This window comes from Haemophilus sputorum CCUG 13788, from assembly GCF_000238795.1.
GTDB lineage: Bacteria > Pseudomonadota > Gammaproteobacteria > Enterobacterales > Pasteurellaceae > Haemophilus_A > Haemophilus_A sputorum.
This window is the reverse complement of sequence record NZ_AFNK01000036.1, coordinates 1-21,376: the sequence shown is the minus strand read 5'-3', so window position 1 is coordinate 21,376 and position 21,376 is coordinate 1. Positions and strand designations below refer to the sequence as shown.

Sequence of the window (21,376 nt, the reverse complement as noted above, 5' to 3'; positions counted from 1 at the left end):
TTTTGCTACTATTCCCTATCTATTTTTATGAGGAAACTTATGAATCGGCGAGATTTATTATTGCAAGAAATGCAAATAACGCAATGGGTACTCACTAAGCCGCAAGTTTTGAAAGGCGAGGCGCAGATTCATCTGAATGAACAGACCAAATTAGTGGTAGTGTGTGATGAAGATCAGCAGCAAAGTCCGCTTTTTGAAGATGTGTTACGCGCGCTGAAATTGCCGATGAATGCGGCGCAGTGGTTTGATACGGAGCAGGCAAAGCGTATCAGCTTTACACATTCGCCGATGTTTTGGCTAATTGTTCCGCCAGTCACTGCAGATGAATTTGCAAAAAAATGGGCAAATCAGACCGCTTGGCAAACGCCTTCTTGGCAGGCTTTAGAGCAGGCACAAACGAAGCGCCAACTTTGGCAGCAAATTGCCGATTTTTGTTTGGATGAAATATGATTGAAAACGTTTTACCTGAAGACTTTTCTCAGCTGTTTGAGATTGAACAAGCTGCACATTTAGTGCCATGGAGTGAAGGAACATTACGCAATAATCAGGGCGATAAATATTTGAATTTAAAATGGCAAGCGCAAGGTGAAATTTTAGCTTTTGCTATTTGCCAACAAGTGTTGGATGAAGCAACGTTATTTAACATTGCCGTTCATCCTAAAGCACAGGGAAAAGGCATTGGCAAGCAATTGCTCAGTGGCTTGATTGAACAACTTCGTTGTCGTGATGTATTAACTTTATGGCTAGAGGTTAGAGCCTCAAATCAGGTGGCAATACAGCTTTATCAATCGTTAGGTTTTAATGAAGTAACAGTACGAAAACGTTATTACCCAACGCCAGATGGCGGACGAGAAGATGCCATAGTCATGGCGTTTTATTTGTAGTCGTGATTTAAAAAGAATAGGAGAAGCTTATGCGTTGGCAAGGGCGTGAAGAAAGTAAAAATGTCGAAGATAGAAGAGGAAGTGGCGGGAATTTTCGCAGTGGTAAAAGCACGGGTATTCTTGGTGTGATTATTTTACTGGTAGGCGCTTATTATGGCGTTGATTTATCTGGGTTAGTGGGCAATGATTTCTCACCACAGGTAACACAGCAAACGAATAGCCAAGAGGAACAGCAGCTTGCAGGTCTTTCTAAAGTGGTATTGGCGGATACGGAGAAAGTTTGGGGTGCTTATTTTAAACAGATGGGGCGAACTTATCAGGAGCCAACCATGGTGCTTTATAATGGCAGTACACCGACCGCTTGTGGGACAGGACAATCTGCAATGGGGCCATTTTATTGTCCGAACGATCACAAGGTTTATCTGGATCTCTCTTTCTATCATGAGATGAAAACGCAATTAGGTGCAGGCGGTGATTCTGCATTTTCCTATGTGATTGCGCATGAAGTTGGACATCATGTTCAAAATTTATTAGGCATTTTACCGCAAGTACATCAAGCACAACAAAGAGGCGATCGCAAACAAGCGAATCAGTTATCGGTGCGCTTAGAATTACAAGCAGATTGTTTTGCTGGTATTTGGGCAAATCAAGCGGTAAAAAGTGGCTTATTTGAGGCTGGTGATGAAGAGAAAGCCTTTAAAGCGGCAGAATCGGTAGGCGATGATCGCCTGCAAAAACGTAGCCAAGGTTATGCAGTGCCAGATAGTTTTACGCATGGCACTTCTGCACAACGTTTAACTTGGTTTAGAAAAGGCTTACAGAGCGGTAATCCTGCAGTATGTAATACTTTTGAATAAAATAAAAAAAGCTGACTGAGGTCAGCTTTTTTATTGCGTTAAACTTGTAGCCAAAAGGTGACAGGCCCGTCATTTTGGAGGCTGACTTGCATATCTGCAGCAAATTGTCCGGTTTCGGTCACAATGTGTTTTGCAGCTTGTTGATGAAAGTATTCGTAAAGGGCTTCAGCTTCATCTGGGGCTGCGCCTTTTGAAAAGCTCGGACGTAATCCTTTTTGAGTGTCTGCCGCAAGAGTAAATTGCGAAACAACCAGCAATCCGCCACCCGCTTGTTGCACGTTCAGATTCATTTTGCCTTGTTCATCTGCAAAAATGCGATAGCCCAAGACTTTCGCTAACAGTTTATCGGCTTTAGCGCGGTCATCTCCTTGTTCTACCCCTAATAAAACAAGTAAACCACCTTGCGGAATTTGTCCTACGATACTGCCTTCTACTTCGACTTTAGCCCATTTAACTCGCTGAATCAGTGCAATCATCTTTTACTCCTGTTTTTGCCATATTGGCACGTTCTTTCAATACGGAAGCCAGCTGCGCTCCAAAAAGTACTACGTTCCAGCTTAAATGAATCCAAACTAACATAATTGGCAAAGTGGCCAATGTGCCATAAATGACTTGGTAAGAAGGGAAACTCGCGATATACCAAATAAAGACTTGTTTACCCAAAGTAAAAAATATCGCAGCAAAAAATGCGCCAGTCGCGGCATATTTGAATTTCACCTCTGTATTTGGCACCCATTTATACACCATGCTAAACAGCAACCAAATAAGAAAAAATGGTGTGTATTCTAATAATGACTCGCCAAAGGAAAGCACGCCATTTTCGCTAAATAGAGAAAGCGACATCACATAGGAGCTGATTGCAATACTGGCGCCAGCAATTAGCGGTGCGAAGAATAAAATAGCGGTATATAGTAAAAAAGAGAGAAAAACTGACCGCTTGCGTGCACCGTGCCACATTTCATTGAGAATATTATCAATGCTTGAAATTAGCATAACTGCCACAACTACCAAACCAATAATACTGATAATCCCCATTTTACGAGAGTTGCTGACAAAGAGGTCGATATACCCTGCCACCATTTCACTGGAAGTGGGAGCAAAGTTGTCATAAATGAGTGATTTGAGTGATTGTGTTGCCTGTTCAAAAAAAGGAAAAGCGGTAATAATTGAAAAAACCACCATAATCAACGGCACCAAAGCAAGCATTGTGCTATAAGTTAAATAGCCCGCCGCCATAGGCAGGCGGTTTTCTTGGGCACGCTGAATAAAGTATTTAATGAAAGCAATCAATTCAGTTTTCATAATTTCTTAACAGGAAGTTTCGTTCAGTCGTAATTTTCGCATAATCAGATTGAGGATCACACCATAAAGCGGTAAAAAGAGCAGTAAGCTCACAAATAACTTAAAGGCGTAATCAACCGAACCGATAGTGAACCAATGTTCTGCCATATAAGGATCGCTACTTTGATAAAACGCAACTGCGAAGAAAACAAAAGTATCGATAAGTGTGCCGAAAATTGTTGAGCAAGTCGGTGCTAACCACCATGTTTTGCCTTGACGTAAGCGGTTAAACACAAAGACATCTAATAACTGCCCCACAACATAGCCACTAAAGCTAGCTAGTGCAATACGAAACACGAAGGTATTAAACTGTGCTAATGTAGCAAAACCTTGGAATTGGGTCTCAAAAAAGAGTACCGAAATCACATAGCTGATAAGCAATGCCGGTAGCATGACCGCAAAAATAATCTTCCGTGCAAGTGATGCACCAAAAACCCGAACCGTTAAATCGGTTGCAAGAAAGATAAAAGGAAAAGTGAAGGTTCCCCAAGTGGTAGGAATTGTCCATTCTGTTCCAGGAATATTTACTTCAAACGCAATTTGCACTAAATAATTGCTGAGCGTAATAATGAAAATATGGAAAAAAGAAAGTAAAACGAGCGCGCGACGCTTGTTTGCATCTGAAAAGTCGATAGATAATTGCATAATAATCCTTTTTAGTGAAAGTACCGAGGTAAGGGAACTCGGCAAGAAATAAGGGGCGCATAATACACAAAGCGGTCGGATTTGACAAATCTTTTGCAAAATCCGACCGCTTGTTGATTAAGCTTCTTTTGTCTTATCTCTTGAGATATGAGACCAGATGATTGCCGTAATCAATAGGCTGAATACGAAATAGAAGGCATAAATAAGCACTTCTGAAAGGTAGAGATTAGCCACGATTGGGCTAAGGAAAATTTTATCAAAATAGCTGATGATAAAATAAACCAAATATCCCCAAACTGTCCATGCGGCTAAATCGAGGAGCAAACTTTTGAGTTTAATTTGCCAGCCAAGCTGATTACGTTTGTTGATAACCATTAATTGTTGTAATTCGATGCTGCTCATTGGTAATGATTTCCTCCCTATAAGGTTGTTATTATTTCTTAAACGCCGCGATCCGGACTGGTCCAAGTTGCTAGGCGAGATCTATTTCTAAAAATCGCTTTTGGAATACCGCAAAGTAGGGTGACGGTATTTAGCATCCAGTACCACCATGGGTACCAAATACAGACCAAAGCGTATCTCCAAACCCCTTTTTCATAGCGAGAGTCGATATACATACTAAAGAACATCTGCATGAAGAAGGCTAAGAATAAAATCGATAATGTTGGTTTGATGACTAATGGATTAAGAAAGTTCTTTAAATTGTTGTAATCCATTAAACTTGCTACCCAACAAGCTGAAGCAATGGTGAGTAGAACGGCCCAAATAGCGGTAACGATATACTCTACATACATTGGCCAAAGACGGCGGTTTCTCCAACGCCAAATTTGCGGGAAGTATTTGAGCATTGTTTCAGCTCCGCCTTGTGCCCAACGTAAGCGTTGTTTAAATAAACCGGTCATCGTTTCTGGCATTAATGTCCAACAGAGTGCACGTGGTTCGTAATAAATATCTAAACCGGCAGTTTGGATTTTCCAACTCACGTCAATATCTTCTGTGATCATGTTGGTACTCCAACCACCGATTTGATGCATTACGTCTTTACGGAATAAACAGCACACCCCTGAAACAGTAAAAATGGTGCCCATTAAGCATTGTGCTCGTTTGATTAAACCGATAATGGAGCTAAATTCAGAAACCTGTAACATACCTAAAACCGTACTGCGGTTACGTACACGTGGATTACCCGTCACGGCACCATAGTTTTGATTGGCTTCAAGAGATTGCACCATGTAATCCAATGCTTTGTATTCCAACACGGCATCACCATCAATACAGCCCACATATTTGCCTTTTGCAATACTTAAACCATGATTGAGTGCACTTGCTTTTCCTGAGTTCGTTTGGTGTAGTGCAACAATGCGGCTATCTTTTTTAGCCCATAAATCAATCAATTCGCCCGTGTTATCTGTACTTCCATCATTGATAAAAATCAGCTCATAGTTTGGATATTTCAAGCTTAATAAGTGCGGAATAGATTCATTTAAGTTGTCGCCTTCGTTATAGCAAGGCACCATGAGACTAACCATTGGCACAAATTCTTCTTTCATTTTAGAAAAGCCCGGTGGGACCATATGGCGCTCTTTAAAGGTAAAGTAGACCATGCCAGCCGTTGCCCAATAAAATGCCATTAAAGCGGGATAAGCAAAAATAAATAAACCAACTGCTTCAATGATCAAATTGTGTTGCATAACTAATTCCTTGTTACATCTCTATTCGTTGAAATATAAGGTTTCAATTCATTTAATGTTTTTTCTTCCGTTAAAAAATGATTAAACGTGTAACTTAAATTCATTAAGCCAGCTTTTTCTAATTGCTTGGTTTTTTCTATTAGTTGACGGCTGGAGATGAGCTGTCCGTTTTCCTTATTGTTAAAATTAAAAATAATTTTATTCGCAGGCAGCTGATGTTGTTGCACGCTTTCAATGATGGTTTTTGGATTATCTTCTACATTCACAACAACCATGTTGTATGCTTGGCGGTAATTTGCAAAAGTTTGTGTAAAATCGACCGCTTGTGGATTCAGATTTCGTGCAGTTTTAATATTTTCGTTGCCCCAGTAAAAATAAGGTGCCATGGCATTTTTTGCATTTTCTGTTAGGCGAATTGTTGAAGCATCATGACTTGCCCAATCATTCGGATTGAGGTGGTCATCAAAAAATACGCCATCAAATTTTGTGTATAAAGCTAATGACTTGAACAGATTCACCATTGCTGATTCTGTGCGAGCTTGCGGTGGTAAGTTGTTTAATGAAGAAGGCATCCACGCATACACATTTACGCCAGCTCGTTTGCGTAGCTGCCAAGCAACTTGGCTGAAACGATCGGCTTTAACCGGTAATACGGTGTTAGGGAAGTAAACTGCATCAATCACGCCATCTTGATTTGGATCAGAGAAGCCTGAAAGATAAACAGTTGTTACGCCGGATTTGTAAACACGGTTAATGAGTGCGTTGTAATTTTTCTCGAACTGTGCGGGATTTGGGTCATCAATTTCGTCTAAGCGAATTTGTAACACGCGCTCAACAGTTGTGTTATGTGGATCTTCAGTACGCTCTAAATAGTTTTTAAGCACACCAAGTTCCGTTTCAGCATCGACTAAGAAACGACCAACATGTGCATCACCAATGCGGTTAATTTTTTCTTTAAGCGTAAAGTAGTAAGGCATTCCAGCAGATTTTGCTTGTTCAATCGAGACATTGTTAAACGCACCGTAAGGCCAAACAATAATGCTTGGTGCTTTACCAGCCTGTTTTGCAATATCATTGGCAGAGCGACGTAAATCTTGATTAACACGAGCTTTGTATTGTGCTTCGCTTTCATATTTGCCATTTTGGTAAATAGGAGCAAGCATTGCAGGTTGTTGGCTGCCAGTTGGGTTTGCAACAATACCATGATGTGAATCATAAGAATGTGAGGCAATCTCAACTAACCCGCTGCGACGCATTTCACTAATTTGTGCCCAAGTGCTGAAGAAGGTTGCACGATCCAGCATTTGATTTCCATAATCGATTTTTCCACCAGCAGGCGTGTTAATCCATTTGGTTACTGGTGCAAAGACGGCTGGGTATTGATAGGCTTTTAGTAGTGGATAAACTACGCTATACATCGTTTCATAGCCATCATCAAAAGAGAGCACAACCGCTTTTGGCGGTAGTGTGCCTTTGCCTTTTTCGGCATCAATGACTTGTTGCCAGCTAATCACGTTATAACCGTTATCTTTTAACCAGTTAAAATGGCTAATCAATTTTTGAACGGGAATAGTTTGTGAAATAAAGAGTTGTTGTGATTTAGGCGCACTTTCATCTACCACAGAGTGATAAGCGAGTACGCTATAGTTATCTTGTGCGAAAGCTTTTCCTGCCATTAACGAAAAGCTAAGCGTTAACATTGCACCGAGTATTTTAAAATTCATGTTTAATTGCTCAAAAAATTAAAAAGAGACTGAAAGATTTACATTTCCGTAGTTATTCATTTCGCTTACACCGTCGTACATATTTTTCTTACGACCAATTTCATAAGAAAGCGAAATTTTTTTATTCAGTTTCCAGTCGTGTCCATAGCTGACTGCCCATGTGGTTGCACTATTTTTTCTTTCACACCAGTTTTGGTTACACCAGTTGTTTGTCACGTTGGTTTGTTCTAACTGTTTATTTCGTCCTACATTTCCACGTAGATGATGGGTGAGTGTGATACCATAATCGAACGGTTGGTAATAGCTTAAGTCGCTAGAAAACTCTAGGCTTTGCGTCTTAGCTGGGTTGTAGTAATAAGCAGAAGGCGTAAATTGGTTACGTTGGAAGTCGTAACGAACACCATTATTTAGTGTCCAGCGGTCATGCTTATAGGTTTCTACATTCAACCAAACATTTGCCATTTTGCGTGTATTGCCATCATCCAATTTCATTTGGTTTATACCAGCGCCGACTTGGAAGCGATTGCTGAAGGTGTAAGCGGTCGAAAAACCATAATCATTTGCATAAACGCCTTGACGAATAGCTTTAATCGGTGTGCTTTGGCTATTAATGTTTGCTGCTGCACTGAATTGCCAGTACTGATTCAGTAGATAATCAATGTTAAAGGAAGCATAGCTTTTCTTGTTTAAGCGTGTGCCTGAACCTAATTCCATACCAAGATTAAACGGATAGAAATTAGCATGCGCTCCTAAACCGAAACGTTGCAGACGTAATGTTTCGCTGTCAGTGGGCACTCTAGCCTCAAACTGATGTGCGTAAACATAATGCCCATCTTCAGTCATTGGCGAAGAGAGATAGTATTCTTGGGTAAGCTCATTGCTTGCCGTTTTAGCTGGTAGCACATCTTTTGGATGAGAAATCCCAAGTGAGGCAGTAAAACGTCCTCTTCTTGCTTCTTGATATTGTTTTAAGAATGAGGCTGAATCTTCTTTATCTTTCTCGCTATAACTGTTTACTAATTTTTTAACATAAGCGTAATTGCCTTGGGCTAAAGCAATACTGCCAAGTTGATTGCGATAAAAAATTTGCTCTTCTTCTTTTAAGTAGAATTTGGCTTTTTCTGCCATTTCCACTGCATCATCATAGCGATGACGAGACGCCTCTAATTCGCTATATGCTAACATTGCCCACGGTTCACCTGGTGTGATGTTTGTTAAACGATTTTCTAGAAGAGAGAATGCTTGGGTTTTATTGCCACGCCAGTTATGTAGGTTCACTTGGTTGTAAAAACTACGGTCGTAATTTGGGTTTGCTAAACGGGTTGTTTTAGTGAAATCCCAAATTTGAGGTGGCTCTTTAATTTGATCTTGGTAGTGCTGCGCTTGTTTAAATAGTCCAGCATCGCTTGATGCAGCAACTAATTTAAACAATAGTGCGCTTCTCACTTCTTTTGTTGGAGAGGCTTTACGGGCTTCTGCTTCCATCTCTTGATAAACCGCTAAGGCTTGATGAGGGGAGCCCTGACGCAATAAGGTATCGCCATAAGCTTCTTGAACATAAGCGGGGATAGGCTGATTTAATTCAGTTAAATGACGGTAATCTGCCATGACTTTCTTAGTGTCATTCAGGCGGTTTGCAACAGCTAAGCGATCACTAAGTGCTTGGATATAAAGCGGATTTTGGCTGTCTGTTTGTGCCATTAAATCGCTTAATTGCTGATAGGCTTGTTCTAATTCAGCGTTTTTTAAACTGGTGTTGCCACGAATTGAAGTAATAATTTCATCATGGGCTAACCATCGTTTATCTTTTTCGCTAAACAGTTCAGGATAGGTTGCGACCAGCTTATCTTGTAGTGGACGAACGCTCAATTTGGCAGAAAGGCGATAGAGATCTAAAGCAAGTCGTGTATTTTTCGGATTTTCTTTTAGTTCATCTTGCCAACGACCTAGTTTTGCTACATCGGGTTCAGTTTTGTTGAGTAGGTAGCTATTGGCTTCTTTAAAAGCATCATCAGCACCAAATTTAGTGCGATATTGATTGAGTGCTTGTTTGGCTTTTGCATATTCGCCCAGTTCGGTTGCGACCAAACCTTTACCTAATAATCCGTTAGGGTTATTAGGCTGTTTTTGAGCAAGTAAACTATACAGTGCTAATGATTTTTGTGGATTTTTTACCATTCGGTACGCTTTAGCGAGGTTTTCTAATTCGTTTTCAGAAAAATGACTATTGGCGCATGAAGCACAAACATCTACTGCCTCTTGAAAGCGAGATTGACGAACCAATAATGTAATTAAATCGCCACGAACTTTGCTGTCATGAGTTTGCTGATATAACTTTTGCAGTTGTGGAATCGCTTGATTAAGTTGCGCTTCCCCTTGACGTGAGAAAATAATAATTTCTTCACGTTTTATATCTGTTTGAGTCATAGTGGCGCTGACGGCTTGACTAACACACAGAGCCAAGAGTGAAAGCGCTAAAGATGAATGTTTCATTAAATAATATCCACGATAATTTTGTAAAAACTAAAGATGTTTTTTCCTTTAAAAAGATAACAAAACTATAAAAAACTTAAATTTCAAAATAATATGTGTGTTAATAGAGTTATTTACTTGGTTTAAAGTTCACAAAATTTACAAAATTCTTTGTAAATTTGGGGAACAAATAGAAAACAAGTGTTTTAGTTAAATTTTTTTCATAAAAAAAGCCACTAAGTTGAAATAAACTTAGTGGCTTTTTATTTATTAAATATTATTTAATCTGTTAATTTCGTGCCGTATAAATAAGTATAACCAAATGGGCTTTGTTTATAATCTTGAACGCGTTTACTTACTGGCGCAAAGTTAATGGAGTGGGCAACATCAATCCATGGCGCTTGTTCACGTAATAAAACTTGCGCTTGCTCATAGATTTTTGCACGCTCATTTTTATCAGTTAGGCCAAGCGCTTTCTCTAACATCGCTTCTAGTTCTGGGCTATTAAAGCGCGCATAGTTGCTATTTCCAATATTAGATGCACCGAATAGTGGAGAAAGGAAGTTATCTGGGTCACCATTATCGCCAGACCAACCAAAAGTACCTGCAGTGAGTTCGCCTGCTTTCGCACGTTTTAAATAATCACCCCATTCATAGGTCACTAATTTTGCTTTTACGCCAATTTTTTCCCAGTCTGCTTGAATAATTTCAGACATACGGCGTGGATTTGGGTTAGATGCACGCACAACAGGTTGTACCCAAAGTTCGGTTTCAAAACCATTTGGATAACCCGCTTCAGCTAATAATTGTTTTGCTTTCTCAATATTGTATTCAGAAGGCGGCAAGTTTGCATTGTAACCCCAAATTGTTGGTGGTAGTGGGCTGTTTGCGGCTACACCAGCACCTTGATAAACCACGTCAATAATGGCTTTTTTATCCACAGCTAAATTTAAGGCCTGGCGCACTTTTACATTATCAAACGGGGCCTTTTCATTATTGAAAGCAACGTAGGCAATGTTCAGACCAGGGTTAGATAACAGCTGAATTTTTGGATCCTTTTTCATCTTCTCAATGTCAGTGGCATTAGGGAAGTCCATTAGATCACATTGTCCAGCTTGCAATTTGGCATAACGTGTGGTCGCATCAGGGACAATTTCAAAAATCAAGCGGTCAAAATCCGCTTTTCCTTTCCAATATTCTTTATGGGCAACATAACGGCTCGCCTGATCTAATACATAACCCGTGAAAGCAAATGGTCCTGTACCAATTGGTGTGGTATCTATCGTTTCAGGTTTACCGGCTTTTAACATGGCATCCGCATATTCCGCGGAGTAAATCGATGTGAAATCCATCCCGAGGCTAGATAAGAAAGTCGCATCACGTTTGTTTAATGTGAATTTCACGGTCTGATCATCGACTTTTTCTACCGATTTTAACAATGCTGGGAATTTCATTGCTTTAAAGTACGGATAGGTTGCTTTTGATACATTATGATAAGGATGGTTCGGATCTAATTGGCGATTAAATGAGAACACCACATCATCAGCATTAAACTCACGGCTTGGTGTGAATTCTTTATTTGAGTGGAATTTTACCCCTTTGCGTAGATGGAAAGTATAAGTTAACCCATCTTCAGAAATATCCCAACTTTCTGCTAAAGCAGGTTCAATCTCCGTTGAACCACGCTTAAATTCTACTAGGCGGTTATAAACTTGTTGTGAGCTGGCATTATAAGAGATGCCATCCATTGCTAATGCTGGGCTAAAGAATTGTGGGGAACGACTTACACAGTTTACAAATGTTTTTTCGGTATTTTTTGCACTCGTATTTTCTGTTTTTTCTTCATTACAAGCGGCTAATGCAAATACTGCTGCTAAACCTGCTGCGATAGAAGTGATTCGATTTAATTTCATACTGTCTCCTAAAATCGGAAAAATTGGGGGCAAGGTTAGCTGTTCTTATTTCATGAGTAAAGAACAAAACGCCTCTTGTTATAATTAAAAGATATAACAAGCGGGTAAATTTAGCCAAAAATCTGCAAATTTTACTAAAACTCGACCGCTTAGTGATTTATATTAAATAAATAGAAAATACGCTGATTTTCTAGCATTACAAGCGTTTCATCTTATTTTATGTCAAAGTTGTGAAGCAGATCACATAAGTAGAGAGATATCTGGATTTGGTCAATGAGTAAAAATTTCACAGAATTTTACCGCTTGTTTTGTAAATTTTATGTTCCAAATGCATAAAAGTAAAAAGCGCCGCTTTACACATTTGTTTTGTTAGGTTATACTTTTTCCAGAAATTACTTTGATGACTCTCTATTTAATATGAGGAAATTAGCTATGAAAAAATCTCTATTTACTGTTTTAGCACTTTTTTGTATTGGTTCTGCTACGGCACATATTCGTTCAACAATAGATAATCAGACTTTTCATCCTAACGGTAATATAAAATCGGAGGTGGTTGAAATAAATGGCGTGCAAACCACTAAATATTATGATGAATCAGGAACACTTATCTCGCAAGGCGAATTAAAAAATGGTGTAGAGCAAGGAACGTGGAAATATTTTGATAAAGATGGCAACGTTATCTTTACTAAGTACTATGTGAATGGGCATATTATTGCGGAAGGATTAGGTACTAAAAAGTAGCAATGCAGATAAATAAAAGGGCGAATTAAATAAATTCGCCCTTTGTTTTCATTAAATTATTTTGGGTTACCCACTGGTAAAACTTCACGACCGAAGCTATCGTTAATGATATCTGCTGCGGCTAAGTAGAAAGCTAATAAGGCAGTTAATAAACCAAAGTTACCACCAATATTCGTGATGGTTGTATTGTGAGTAAAGTCACCAGCTGCCAATAAGTAGAAGGTGATGGTTAATGCTAAGAAGATAGCTTGTAGTGCACGCGCTTTCGCTAAAGTGCCGATAAACATCATTAAAGTAAATGTGCCCCAAGCAATTAAGTACCAACCAACGAAAGCAGCACTTACGCCTTCTGTAAAGAAGATTTTAAATAGTGCAAATGAAATCCAGAATGCACCGTAGCTAGTAAATGCGGTGAAACCGAAAGTATTGCCTTTTGAGAATTCAAAAAGTCCTGCAAGCATTTGTGCTAAGCCACCAAAAGCTAAGCCCATTGCTAATACTAGACCAACATTTTCACCACCAAAGGTGCCATTGTTGATTAAGCTTAAAAGCCAAGTTGTTAAAGCAAAACCACATAAACCTAATGGCGCTGGATTTGCTGTTAAAGATTGATGATTTGACATGAAAGACCTCTATATGTCGAATAAAAAATATTGGCTCCAATTCACATTAGAACCAATATTAAGAAAAACGGCACAATGACTTATGCCAGTAAAATCGTCATCTAAGCTATATAATAGCCAGCATACAAGCGGTTATTTTCCGCCGGTTTTTAGCAGATTCCAGTATTTCTCGTAGATTTCTACCGCTGTACCAACATCTGATTGTAAGATCCCTTTATTGATTTCTTCCGATGGTGGGAAAATAAGTGGATCATTGGCTAATTCTGGAGAAAGTAATGCTTTTACACCTTCGTTAGGCATTGAGAAGCCCATGGTTTCAATCACTTCTTTTGCACTTTCAGGGCGTAATAAGAAATCAATAAATTTATGTGCTGCTTCTTTATTTTCCGCACCTTTTGGAATGACATAGTTATCCATCCAAAGTACTGCACCTTCTTTCGGGAAAATAAATTTTAAATCTGGGTTTTCGCTTTTCGCACGATGTGCCGAGCCAGACCATTGCATACCCACAGAGACTTCACCTTGTAAATAAGGCATTTCTGGCGAATCAGAGTTAAATACGAGCACGTTCGGAACGATTTTTTGTAAGCGCTCATAAGCCGCTTTAATTTCCGCTTCGTTTTCGCTATTTGGTGATTTACCGTCTAGCAATAATGCAATGTGGAATACTTCACGCGGATCGTTCATGAGCAATAATTTGCCTTTGTATTCATCACGCCATAAATCGCCCCAGCTAGAAATCGTACTTGGATCGATATCTGTTGCATTCACGCCAATACCGGTTAAACCGTAAACATAAGGAAGTGAATATTTATTTTCTGGATCGAATGGTTTTCCCATTAAATCAGGCGAAACATTTTTTAAATTAGTTAATTTTGATTTATCTAATTCACTTAGCATACCTTCTTTCATCATTTTGCCAACATAGTAGCTAGATGGAAAAACAATATCGTAACCTTTTGAGTTAGAGAGTTTGAGTTTAGAATACATCTCTTCATTACTCTCAAAAGTAGAGTAAATCACTTCAATGCCGGTTTCTTTAGTAAACTGTTCTAATAACGAAGAAGGAACATATTCTGTCCAGTTATAAACATACAGCTTTTCAGCCGCCTGAGCGACCACTGCTGAGAATGCCATGCCCACAAGGGCAATTTTAGCCAAAATCTGTTTCAATTTTTTGCGCCTCTGTTAGAGATAAAAAAACACGCAGGTTGTCCTGCCCAAAAAGTGCGCAATTATAACGATTTTTGACGCTTTTGGCTAGAGGAAAAGGCAGGATTCTTTTTCTTTACGAAAGGTTTGGCGTTCATCTTTTTCTCGCTTATCATAGTGCAAGCGGTGCTTTTTTAAGGATATTTTACCTATGTTATTTGTACTTTATATTATCGGGATTACAGCAGAAGCCATTACTGGCGCCTTAGCCGCAGGGCGGGAAAAAATGGATATGTTTGGTGTGATTATTATAGCTTCGGTTACTGCCATTGGCGGCGGTTCAGTGCGTGATGTATTGCTAGGGCATTATCCGCTAGGTTGGGTGGCACATCCAGAATATTTAATGATTGTGGCGGGTGCAGCAGTCTTTACCATGTTTATTGCGCCGTTTTTAGGTTATTTTCGTACGATCTTCTTAGTGCTTGATGCGCTGGGGTTAATTGTCTTTTCGATTATTGGTGCGCAAGTTGCGTTAGATATGGGCTATGGCTTACTGATTGCCAGCGTAGCCGCTGTGATTACGGGCGCTTTTGGTGGCGTGTTGCGTGATCTGCTCTGTAACCGCATCCCTTTGGTTTTTCGTAAAGAACTTTATGCCAGTGTTTCTTTTCTCTCTTCATGCATTTATGTGGGATTACAATCACTAGGTTGGTCGCAAAATATTGTGGTGCTTTTAACGTTATTATTAGGTTTTAGCATTCGTTTATTAGCGATTCGCTTTAAGTTAGGTTTGCCAGTATTTGAATTTGATGAAGCACAGTATTTAGGCAAAGGGGATTTAGTTGATAAACTCTCTAAACGTAAAAAATAAACATAAAAAATGAGAGCTAGATCACAAAACTGTGTAAACAAGCGGTCAAATTTTCCATTTAATTTGCAAAGCTAAATCGTTTTAGCTAAGATGTTTTTATTGTTTTTACTTCAAAAGAGAACGAGTTATGAGCAAAATTTGGGTAACAGGTGATGCGGTCGTGGATTTAATTCCCGATGGTGAAAATCATTATTTAAAATGCGCAGGTGGTGCACCAGCCAATGTGGCAGTTGGTGTGGCAAGATTGGGTCGTGACGCAGGCTTTATCGGCCGAGTTGGATTTGACCCGCTTGGTAAGTTTATGCAAGAAACGCTCAATGCTGAGAATGTTTCTACTGAGCATATGATTTTAGACCCTAATCACCGCACTTCAACCGTGATTGTTGGATTAGACAACGGTGAGCGTAGCTTTACCTTTATGGTGAATCCAAGTGCTGACCAATTTTTAGAAGTTGGGGATTTACCGCCATTTCAAGCGGGAGATTTCTTACATTGTTGTTCAATTGCCTTGATTCATGAGCCATCTCGTTCAACAACGATTGAAGCCATTCGTCGAATTAAAGGAGCGGGTGGTTTCTTCTCCTTTGATCCCAATTTACGCGATTCGCTTTGGCCTTCTTTAGAAGAGATGAAAACGGTTGTAAATCAAGTTGTTGCCATGGCAGATATTTTAAAATTTTCTGAAGAAGAGCTCACTTTATTAACGAATACCACCACTTTAGAAGAAGCAACGCATGTTATTACCTCGCAATATCCAGAAAAATTGATTATTGTGACTTTAGGTAAAGATGGTGCGGTTTATTATTTCAACGGTAAGAGTCAATTAGTTGCAGGCAAGGCGCTACAACCTGTTGATACAACCGGAGCAGGTGATGCGTTTGTCAGTGGTTTACTAGCTGGGCTTTCTGAAGTCAGCGACTGGAAAAATGAAGACGCATTGGTTAGTGTTATTCGCAAGGCGAATGCCTCGGGTGCCCTTGCAACTACTGCTAAAGGGGCGATGGCTGCCTTGCCGAATAAAGCACAATTAGATGCATTTTTAGCAAACTAATTTTGACACATTTTTCCTTCATTTCTCCCTCTCGTGAATTTGTCGCGAGAGGGCTCTTTCAGGATGCCACCTCATGCATATTTTCAATCAAGGCAAATACAAAAATTTGCACGCTCAAACAGAAGGCGAATTAGAAGCAGTTCGTCAAACGGTTTTATCTGACCAAGATTTTTACCCCACTTACCATTTAGCACCTAAAACAGGGCTATTTAACGATCCAAATGGGTTAATCTTTGATGGTGAGAAATATCATATTTTTGCGCAGTGGTTCCCTTATGATGCAATACATGGAATGAAACACTGGGCGCATTTTATAACCAAAGATTTTCAAACCTTTGATCGTGGGGATTTGCTCATTCCTGATGAATTATTTGAATCGCATGGCTGCTATTCTGGTGGGGCGATTTTATGGGAAGATCAAATTGTTGCGTTTTATACTGGCAACACGCGCCGACCAAGCGATAATGCGCGCATTCCACATCAAAATATTGCGATTTTTGATAAATCAGGCAAATTGCTAGAAAAACGCTGTATTATTGACAAAGCCCCAGAAGGTTACACAGAACATGTGCGCGATCCTAAACCATATGTGACGAAAGAAGGCAAAATTCGTTTTGTATTAGGGGCGCAGCGTGAGAATTTAACGGGAACTTGCTTAGTCTATGAAATGGATAATTTGCAAGATACACCGCGCTTAATCGGTGAGTTGTTGGTGCAAGATTTTAATAACGAGCATGTATTTATGTGGGAGTGTCCTGATCTCTTCCAGCTTGGCGGGAAAGATTGCTTTGTTTGGTCACCGCAAGGGAAATTACGTGAAGCGAATCGTTTCCAAAATAATTACCATGCCACTTATGCTTTAGGCAAATTAACCGATAATGTATTGGTGGCGGAAAGCATTGAAGAATTAGATTACGGCTTTGATTTTTATGCGCCACAAACGGTGCAAAATTCTGACCGAATTCTGTTTGGTTGGGTGGGATTGCCAGATTTAACTTACCCGACAGATGAATTCAAATGGCACTCTATGTTAACCATGCCACGCCAAATCTCCGTGGAAAATGGTGCGATTAAGCAACGCCCAATCGTGAAAACTTCCACCTTACAAGCGGTCGAATTATCAGGAGAAATTGCAAATTTAGATACTAGCTATTTGCAAATCCAAGTTGAAAATCAACCGCTTGATCTGACTTTCTTTGGGCAACTACAGCTCAGTTATGCTAACGGTAAAGTAACTCTTGACCGTAGCCAAACCGAACAAACAGATTGGATGTTAAAATTTGATAGCGTGCGCCATTGTGAAGTGGAGAAATTAGAACGAATTGATATTTACTTCGACCGCTCTGTGGTGGAAATTTTTCTTAATGGTGGCGAAAAAGTGATGACTTCTCGCTTCTTTATTCGCCAGCGCAAAAATAGCGTCACAGCTTCGCGTCCAATGACTGCGAAAATTGCCCAAGTGATGCCAATTCACTTATTGGATATTTAATTCAAATACGATGGAGTGCTGATGCCAGTTGATGGCATCAGCAATCGATTTTTCAGACACCCATATTACGGATAACTATGGATGCCCCAGTAAAAAAACGTTTAACACTCAATGATATTGCACAGCTAACAGGATTATCGAAAACGACTGTCAGCATGGTGCTAAACGGGAAAAGCGACCGTTTTCGGATTAGCCCAGAAACACAAGAAAAAGTCCGCCAAGTTGTGGAAAAACATGGCTATCGCGCGAATGCTTATGCCAAAGCGCTTCAAGCACAGCGCACCAATGTAATTGGCTTGGTAGTACCAGATTTAACCAACTATGGTTTTGCATTAACCGCAAAAACGTTAGAAAAACTGTGTCGCCAGCAAGGATTATACTTGCTGATTGCTTGTTCAGATGATGATCCGCAACAAGAAAAAATGGTGATCGAGCGATTATTGGATAGACAGGTTGATCTGATTGTGACTGCACCAACACATCAAGATGCCAGCTATTATAAAAAAGTGATTAAACATACGCCGATTGTGCAAATTGACCGTCATATTCCAACGTTAACGATTCCATCCTTGGCAAGTGACGACACGCCTTACATTGCTCAATTAGTAGAAAATATTGTGCGTGCTTATGAGCTGAATGAATTTTATTATTTCGGCGGGCAGCTTTCGCTTTCACCAAGCGCTTCACGCTTGGAAGGCTTTTATGAAGGGTTGGAGCAAGCAAAACTTACGCCGACAAGCGGTTGGATTTTACATAAAGATTACCAATCGGATTCCGGCTATGAAATGATGAAAGAAACGGTGGAGCAGTTAGGGCGTTTGCCACAAGCGGTGTTTACGGGCGCTTATACGTTAATGGAAGGAGTACTGCGTTATTTAACGGAGCATCACTACACAAATAAAGTGCTTAACGGCGAATTAGTCTTGGCAACCTTTGATGATCATCATATGCTCAATGCACTGCCGTTTAAGGTTCATTCTATTAAACAGCTACATGAAGAAATTGCCCATCAAGCCTTTGAAATGATTCAAGCACGCTTACAAGGGCATAAAGTTAAAAATCAGAAAATCGCCTGTGAAATTATTTGGCGACATTAAATAAGGCGGCGATTAGTCCGCCTTATTTTCTATCTCTTCTTGTTGATGATAGAGTTTTTCTTTTGCTACTAACGTTTGCAGTTGCGGGAGTAATTCCACGATTAAACGCAATTGCTGAATCAATACCAATGCGGATGCATCACTTTTTTGTTGATGTGTTTGCTCAAAGTGGTTCAATTCTTGTGCAATCATGGCCAGTTGATCGTCCATTTTGGCAGAGGTTGTTTTTCCTTCTGCAATGCGTTCAATCCAATTAGCAACTTCTCTTCCTTGAGTATAAAACAAGGCTGAGAAATCTAATTGGCGATCTAGCGATGCTTGCGCTATTCGATAGGCGCCTAATGCTGAAATATAACTTAATAGCGTATAAGTCACCCCTAATAATGTTGGGGCGAAACTGAGCGCATCTTGATATTTTTTCGGCTCGCTATGCATATTGGAAATTGCGCCACTGAGGGCTGAAATATAATTTTGCACATCTCGTCTTGCAATGCGATATGGAAGATTATCGTTATAGCCAAATTGCAGTTGCGCCATAATATGACGCAAATAATGCCCGCTGGCTTTTAGGGTATTTTTCAAGTTCTCGTGCAGATTTAAGTATTTCCAGTCTGGATAGATAAATGAAACCGCAAACCACGCAATCGCCGTGCCAACTAAGGTATCTAACACACGAGGTAAAATGCCTTCATCCGCACCAATGCCTGTAATATCTAAGCTAACTAAGACTAAAATCGTAATATAGCAAGTGGAGAAACCATAATTTCGGAAACGAAAGAAGGTATAAAGGCTGCCACTAATGACAATTAGTCCCAGTTTCGCTTCAAGTGTGGAAGTAATGTAATATTCTCGCACTAACATTCCGAACAATACGCCTAAAATTGTGCCGACAACCCGCTGAATAAGGCGTTTTTTGGTGGCGGAGTAGTTGGGTTGGCAGACAAAAATGGCAGTCAGTAAAATCCAGTAGCCTTTGTTATCAAGCTGGAAAAGTGGCACTAGGCTGCCACATATCCCTACCACAAAGGCAATACGAACCGCATGGCGAAAGAGCTGTGATGAAAGTGTGCATTGTGCCCATACCGCACGAATCATATTACGAAAGCCAGAAACGGGTTCACCCACCAAGCGGTCGGATTTTGTTAAATTTTTGCGAATTTCGACCGCTTGTTCTTCATCTTCACCCGATTTAATTTGGTTAAGTTGCCCTTCAATGTTACGGAGGTTTTCTGCAATAGAGAACCAGCGGTGGATATTTTTTAGCCCTTGTTCTTGATGGTAATTTAGCGAGTTAAAGAGCCCTTGTAAGGCTTTTTCCACGCGAATGCCATGTTGATAAATTTCCCCGTGGCGTAGTGCATAAGCAATATGTAAGCAAGCTGCTGCTTCCAGCTCTAACACTCGTTGGAAACGGAACATTAAGTCGCTGTTATTAAGTGCGCTAAATAACTCGTAATATTGATAATGACTAGAACTCGCTCGCTCTAAAATATCTTGTGCTGTGAAATAGTAGCGCAACATTCGCTGCGTGCGTTTTTGGCGGGTATGGCGTTGTAGTCGATAGAAGAGAGAAAGTCTAGTTTGATCAAATGCGTTGACTACCTGCGTATTCGCTTGTGCTAGGAGCATCTGTTTTTGTGCTAAATCATCATCGTCTGGATCGAAATAGGCAGATTTTGCTTGTAAATAAGCGCTCAATGCTTCATATGAGCGGGCAAGATTTTCTTGTACTGTGCGATTAGGAAAAATGATATGCACCAACATTGCCACTAAACCATAAAGTAGCGTACCGGTAAGTATCATCGCCATATTTAATATAGACGAGCTATTTTCGCTATAAGTTAGAGAGGTATAAACTGCTACGGCTAATGTACCAAAAGCAATGGTGTTGTATCGCTGACCTAATGCCCCAAGCATTACCAGACCGAATGCACAAATGGTCGCAAATGGAATAAACAGCCAGCCATAGCTAAGCGCTAAGGTTGCCCCCCAACAAGAAGTCGCAAAAGCAATGAGCGTTAAAATGAGGTTTTTGAAGCGACCAGACAGGCTATTATCTAAATCAACTAATCCTCCCGCAATAATGCCGAGCACCAGTGGCATGGAATAGTGAGAAATCTGAAGTGTCCAGATAATTACTGCGACTAGATTGGTGGAAATGAAGATCGGCAAGGTTTTGATAATGCCGTCTGAAAGCCAGTCGCTTTGGATTTTTTTTAGCAGTTTATTCATGAAAGCGGTCAAGTTTGCACATCTTTTGCAAATTTTAGATCAAATTTGACCGCTTGTGGAAAATAAAAGGTTGTTCCGAAGAACAACCTTGTTATTAGTCTGAGAGATTACCACTCATAACCGACACCAGCACCCACTGTAAATTGTCCGCGAGTATCGCTCGCACCATTTACGTTGCTTGACCACTTACCGTTATCAGAGTTACGAGAGGCCTTAATTGCAATAGCGCTTTCACCACGGTGATGTGCTACACCTGCAGAAATCATGCTCTTACCATCTTTACGCGCATTCGGTGCAGAGGCAATTGCCGCAACACCAGCAATACCTGCACGAGAGCGACGATCAACGCGATTGATTTTACGATCGGTATCGTTTACTCGACGTTCCAATTGATTAATTGCATTTTTGTTATTAGCAATATTTTGCGTGTTTTGGTTAATTAGCTGCGTATTATTCGCGATATTGTCTGCATTTTTGGTGATGTTTGCAGTGTTGTTCGCGATGTTGCCTGCATTTTGGGTGATGTTTGCAGTGTTGTTCGCGATGTTGCCTGCATTTTTAGTGATATTTGCAGTGTTGTTCGCGATATTGCC

At 40.1% G+C, this 21,376-nt stretch carries 20 protein-coding genes; 8 read left to right on the top strand and 12 right to left on the bottom strand.

All coding sequences use genetic code 11. The features are described 5' to 3' along the window. Nucleotides 1-39 precede the first annotated feature (39 nt). The 3 genes from HSP_RS0105990 to ypfJ are packed head-to-tail and all read left to right on the top strand — an operon-like array spanning nucleotide 40 to nucleotide 1,741. Nucleotides 40-450, top strand: coding sequence for a DNA polymerase III subunit psi (locus HSP_RS0105990; protein ID WP_007523913.1), 411 nt, complete (start codon nucleotides 40-42; stop codon nucleotides 448-450). Further along, nucleotides 447-884 (top strand): ribosomal protein S18-alanine N-acetyltransferase, encoded by a 438-nt coding sequence (gene rimI / locus HSP_RS0105985; protein WP_007523737.1) that lies wholly within the window; start codon nucleotides 447-449, stop codon nucleotides 882-884. The genes HSP_RS0105990 and rimI overlap by 4 nt, the downstream gene beginning before the upstream one ends. A 29-nt stretch (nucleotides 885-913) precedes the next feature. After that, on the top strand, nucleotides 914-1,741 hold the full coding sequence (ypfJ, locus tag HSP_RS0105980) for a KPN_02809 family neutral zinc metallopeptidase (protein ID WP_007523733.1): 828 nt from the start codon (nucleotides 914-916) through the stop codon (nucleotides 1,739-1,741). A gap of 38 nt (nucleotides 1,742-1,779) precedes the next feature. On the opposite strand, the gene dtd is transcribed toward ypfJ, so the two are convergent. The 8 genes from dtd to HSP_RS0105940 all read right to left on the bottom strand — a co-directional run bounded on the left by dtd (nucleotide 1,780) and on the right by HSP_RS0105940 (nucleotide 11,527). After that, nucleotides 1,780-2,217 carry a D-aminoacyl-tRNA deacylase gene (gene dtd / locus HSP_RS0105975; RefSeq protein ID WP_007523904.1) on the bottom strand — a complete coding sequence of 146 codons (438 nt, stop codon included), beginning with the start codon at nucleotides 2,215-2,217 and terminating at the stop codon, nucleotides 1,780-1,782. Further along, entirely contained in the window at nucleotides 2,192-3,043 is an 852-nt protein-coding gene (locus tag HSP_RS0105970) for a virulence factor BrkB family protein (RefSeq protein WP_007523745.1), read from the bottom strand. Before HSP_RS0105970 ends, dtd begins: the two co-directional genes overlap by 26 nt. A gap of 6 nt (nucleotides 3,044-3,049) precedes the next feature. Further along, entirely contained in the window at nucleotides 3,050-3,727 is a 678-nt protein-coding gene (locus HSP_RS0105965; protein WP_007523804.1) for a 7-cyano-7-deazaguanine/7-aminomethyl-7-deazaguanine transporter, read from the bottom strand. A gap of 117 nt (nucleotides 3,728-3,844) precedes the next feature. Next, on the bottom strand, nucleotides 3,845-4,129 hold the full coding sequence (locus tag HSP_RS0105960) for a hypothetical protein (protein WP_007523674.1): 285 nt from the start codon (nucleotides 4,127-4,129) through the stop codon (nucleotides 3,845-3,847). Between the two features lie 38 nt (nucleotides 4,130-4,167). Further along, nucleotides 4,168-5,418 carry a poly-beta-1,6-N-acetyl-D-glucosamine synthase gene (pgaC, locus tag HSP_RS0105955; protein WP_007523662.1) on the bottom strand — a complete coding sequence of 417 codons (1,251 nt, stop codon included), beginning with the start codon at nucleotides 5,416-5,418 and terminating at the stop codon, nucleotides 4,168-4,170. A gap of 2 nt (nucleotides 5,419-5,420) precedes the next feature. Beyond that, nucleotides 5,421-7,142: a poly-beta-1,6-N-acetyl-D-glucosamine N-deacetylase PgaB gene (gene pgaB, locus HSP_RS0105950; RefSeq protein WP_007523731.1), complete on the bottom strand. Its 1,722-nt coding sequence runs from the start codon at nucleotides 7,140-7,142 to the stop codon at nucleotides 5,421-5,423. 18 nt (nucleotides 7,143-7,160) lie between these two features. Next, a complete protein-coding gene (pgaA, locus tag HSP_RS0105945) occupies nucleotides 7,161-9,635 on the bottom strand; it encodes a poly-beta-1,6 N-acetyl-D-glucosamine export porin PgaA (RefSeq protein ID WP_010129394.1) in 2,475 nt (824 codons plus the stop codon). A 260-nt stretch (nucleotides 9,636-9,895) separates the two neighbouring features. Further along, complete coding sequence (locus HSP_RS0105940) at nucleotides 9,896-11,527, bottom strand: ABC transporter substrate-binding protein (protein ID WP_010129393.1); 1,632 nt, start codon at nucleotides 11,525-11,527, stop codon at nucleotides 9,896-9,898. A 432-nt stretch (nucleotides 11,528-11,959) separates the two neighbouring features. On the opposite strand from HSP_RS0105940, the gene HSP_RS0105935 reads away from it, so the two are divergent. Beyond that, nucleotides 11,960-12,268 (top strand): toxin-antitoxin system YwqK family antitoxin, encoded by a 309-nt coding sequence (locus HSP_RS0105935; protein ID WP_010129392.1) that lies wholly within the window; start codon nucleotides 11,960-11,962, stop codon nucleotides 12,266-12,268. 56 nt (nucleotides 12,269-12,324) lie between these two features. On the opposite strand, the gene HSP_RS0105930 is transcribed toward HSP_RS0105935, so the two are convergent. Then, entirely contained in the window at nucleotides 12,325-12,891 is a 567-nt protein-coding gene (locus HSP_RS0105930; protein ID WP_010129391.1) for an acetate uptake transporter, read from the bottom strand. Between the two features lie 132 nt (nucleotides 12,892-13,023). After that, on the bottom strand, nucleotides 13,024-14,064 hold the full coding sequence (locus HSP_RS0105925; RefSeq protein WP_010129389.1) for an extracellular solute-binding protein: 1,041 nt from the start codon (nucleotides 14,062-14,064) through the stop codon (nucleotides 13,024-13,026). A gap of 190 nt (nucleotides 14,065-14,254) precedes the next feature. Between HSP_RS0105925 and HSP_RS0105920 the strand changes: the two genes are divergently transcribed. The 4 genes from HSP_RS0105920 (at nucleotide 14,255) to HSP_RS0105905 (ending at nucleotide 18,551) form a co-directional block, all read left to right on the top strand. Next, the gene (locus tag HSP_RS0105920; protein WP_007523789.1) at nucleotides 14,255-14,914 is read left to right on the top strand and encodes a trimeric intracellular cation channel family protein; all 660 of its coding nucleotides are present in this window, start codon (nucleotides 14,255-14,257) and stop codon (nucleotides 14,912-14,914) included. A 127-nt stretch (nucleotides 14,915-15,041) separates the two neighbouring features. After that, entirely contained in the window at nucleotides 15,042-15,965 is a 924-nt protein-coding gene (locus HSP_RS0105915; RefSeq protein WP_007523753.1) for an aminoimidazole riboside kinase, read from the top strand. Nucleotides 15,966-16,038: 73 nt separating this feature from the next. Next, nucleotides 16,039-17,454, top strand: coding sequence for a glycoside hydrolase family 32 protein (locus tag HSP_RS0105910; protein ID WP_010129388.1), 1,416 nt, complete (start codon nucleotides 16,039-16,041; stop codon nucleotides 17,452-17,454). 77 nt (nucleotides 17,455-17,531) lie between these two features. Beyond that, nucleotides 17,532-18,551 (top strand): LacI family DNA-binding transcriptional regulator, encoded by a 1,020-nt coding sequence (locus HSP_RS0105905; protein WP_007523907.1) that lies wholly within the window; start codon nucleotides 17,532-17,534, stop codon nucleotides 18,549-18,551. A 12-nt stretch (nucleotides 18,552-18,563) separates the two neighbouring features. On the opposite strand, the gene yccS is transcribed toward HSP_RS0105905, so the two are convergent. Both yccS and HSP_RS11090 read right to left on the bottom strand, forming a co-directional pair. Further along, nucleotides 18,564-20,783 carry a YccS family putative transporter gene (yccS, locus tag HSP_RS0105900; protein WP_010129387.1) on the bottom strand — a complete coding sequence of 740 codons (2,220 nt, stop codon included), beginning with the start codon at nucleotides 20,781-20,783 and terminating at the stop codon, nucleotides 18,564-18,566. A 107-nt stretch (nucleotides 20,784-20,890) separates the two neighbouring features. After that, on the bottom strand, nucleotides 20,891-21,376 hold a 486-nt coding region (locus tag HSP_RS11090; RefSeq protein ID WP_010129386.1), incomplete at its 5' end, for a YadA C-terminal domain-containing protein.

Excerpts from the sequence above, each read along its gene's own strand:
- HSP_RS0105910 (WP_010129388.1), top strand. The coding sequence starts at position 16,039 with ATGCATATTTTCAATCAAGGCAAATACAAAAATTTGCACGCTCAAACA.
- rimI (WP_007523737.1), top strand. The coding sequence starts at position 447 with ATGATTGAAAACGTTTTACCTGAAGACTTTTCTCAGCTGTTTGAGATT.
- pgaB (WP_007523731.1), bottom strand. The coding sequence starts at position 7,142 with ATGAATTTTAAAATACTCGGTGCAATGTTAACGCTTAGCTTTTCGTTA.
- HSP_RS0105935 (WP_010129392.1), top strand. The coding sequence starts at position 11,960 with ATGAAAAAATCTCTATTTACTGTTTTAGCACTTTTTTGTATTGGTTCT.
- HSP_RS0105915 (WP_007523753.1), top strand. The coding sequence starts at position 15,042 with ATGAGCAAAATTTGGGTAACAGGTGATGCGGTCGTGGATTTAATTCCC.
- ypfJ (WP_007523733.1), top strand. The coding sequence starts at position 914 with ATGCGTTGGCAAGGGCGTGAAGAAAGTAAAAATGTCGAAGATAGAAGA.
- HSP_RS0105940 (WP_010129393.1), bottom strand. The coding sequence starts at position 11,527 with ATGAAATTAAATCGAATCACTTCTATCGCAGCAGGTTTAGCAGCAGTA.
- HSP_RS0105930 (WP_010129391.1), bottom strand. The coding sequence starts at position 12,891 with ATGTCAAATCATCAATCTTTAACAGCAAATCCAGCGCCATTAGGTTTA.
- HSP_RS0105905 (WP_007523907.1), top strand. The coding sequence starts at position 17,532 with ATGGATGCCCCAGTAAAAAAACGTTTAACACTCAATGATATTGCACAG.
- HSP_RS0105970 (WP_007523745.1), bottom strand. The coding sequence starts at position 3,043 with ATGAAAACTGAATTGATTGCTTTCATTAAATACTTTATTCAGCGTGCC.
- HSP_RS0105965 (WP_007523804.1), bottom strand. The coding sequence starts at position 3,727 with ATGCAATTATCTATCGACTTTTCAGATGCAAACAAGCGTCGCGCGCTC.
- pgaA (WP_010129394.1), bottom strand. The coding sequence starts at position 9,635 with ATGAAACATTCATCTTTAGCGCTTTCACTCTTGGCTCTGTGTGTTAGT.
- dtd (WP_007523904.1), bottom strand. The coding sequence starts at position 2,217 with ATGATTGCACTGATTCAGCGAGTTAAATGGGCTAAAGTCGAAGTAGAA.
- pgaC (WP_007523662.1), bottom strand. The coding sequence starts at position 5,418 with ATGCAACACAATTTGATCATTGAAGCAGTTGGTTTATTTATTTTTGCT.
- yccS (WP_010129387.1), bottom strand. The coding sequence starts at position 20,783 with ATGAATAAACTGCTAAAAAAAATCCAAAGCGACTGGCTTTCAGACGGC.
- HSP_RS0105960 (WP_007523674.1), bottom strand. The coding sequence starts at position 4,129 with ATGAGCAGCATCGAATTACAACAATTAATGGTTATCAACAAACGTAAT.
- HSP_RS0105920 (WP_007523789.1), top strand. The coding sequence starts at position 14,255 with ATGTTATTTGTACTTTATATTATCGGGATTACAGCAGAAGCCATTACT.
- HSP_RS0105990 (WP_007523913.1), top strand. The coding sequence starts at position 40 with ATGAATCGGCGAGATTTATTATTGCAAGAAATGCAAATAACGCAATGG.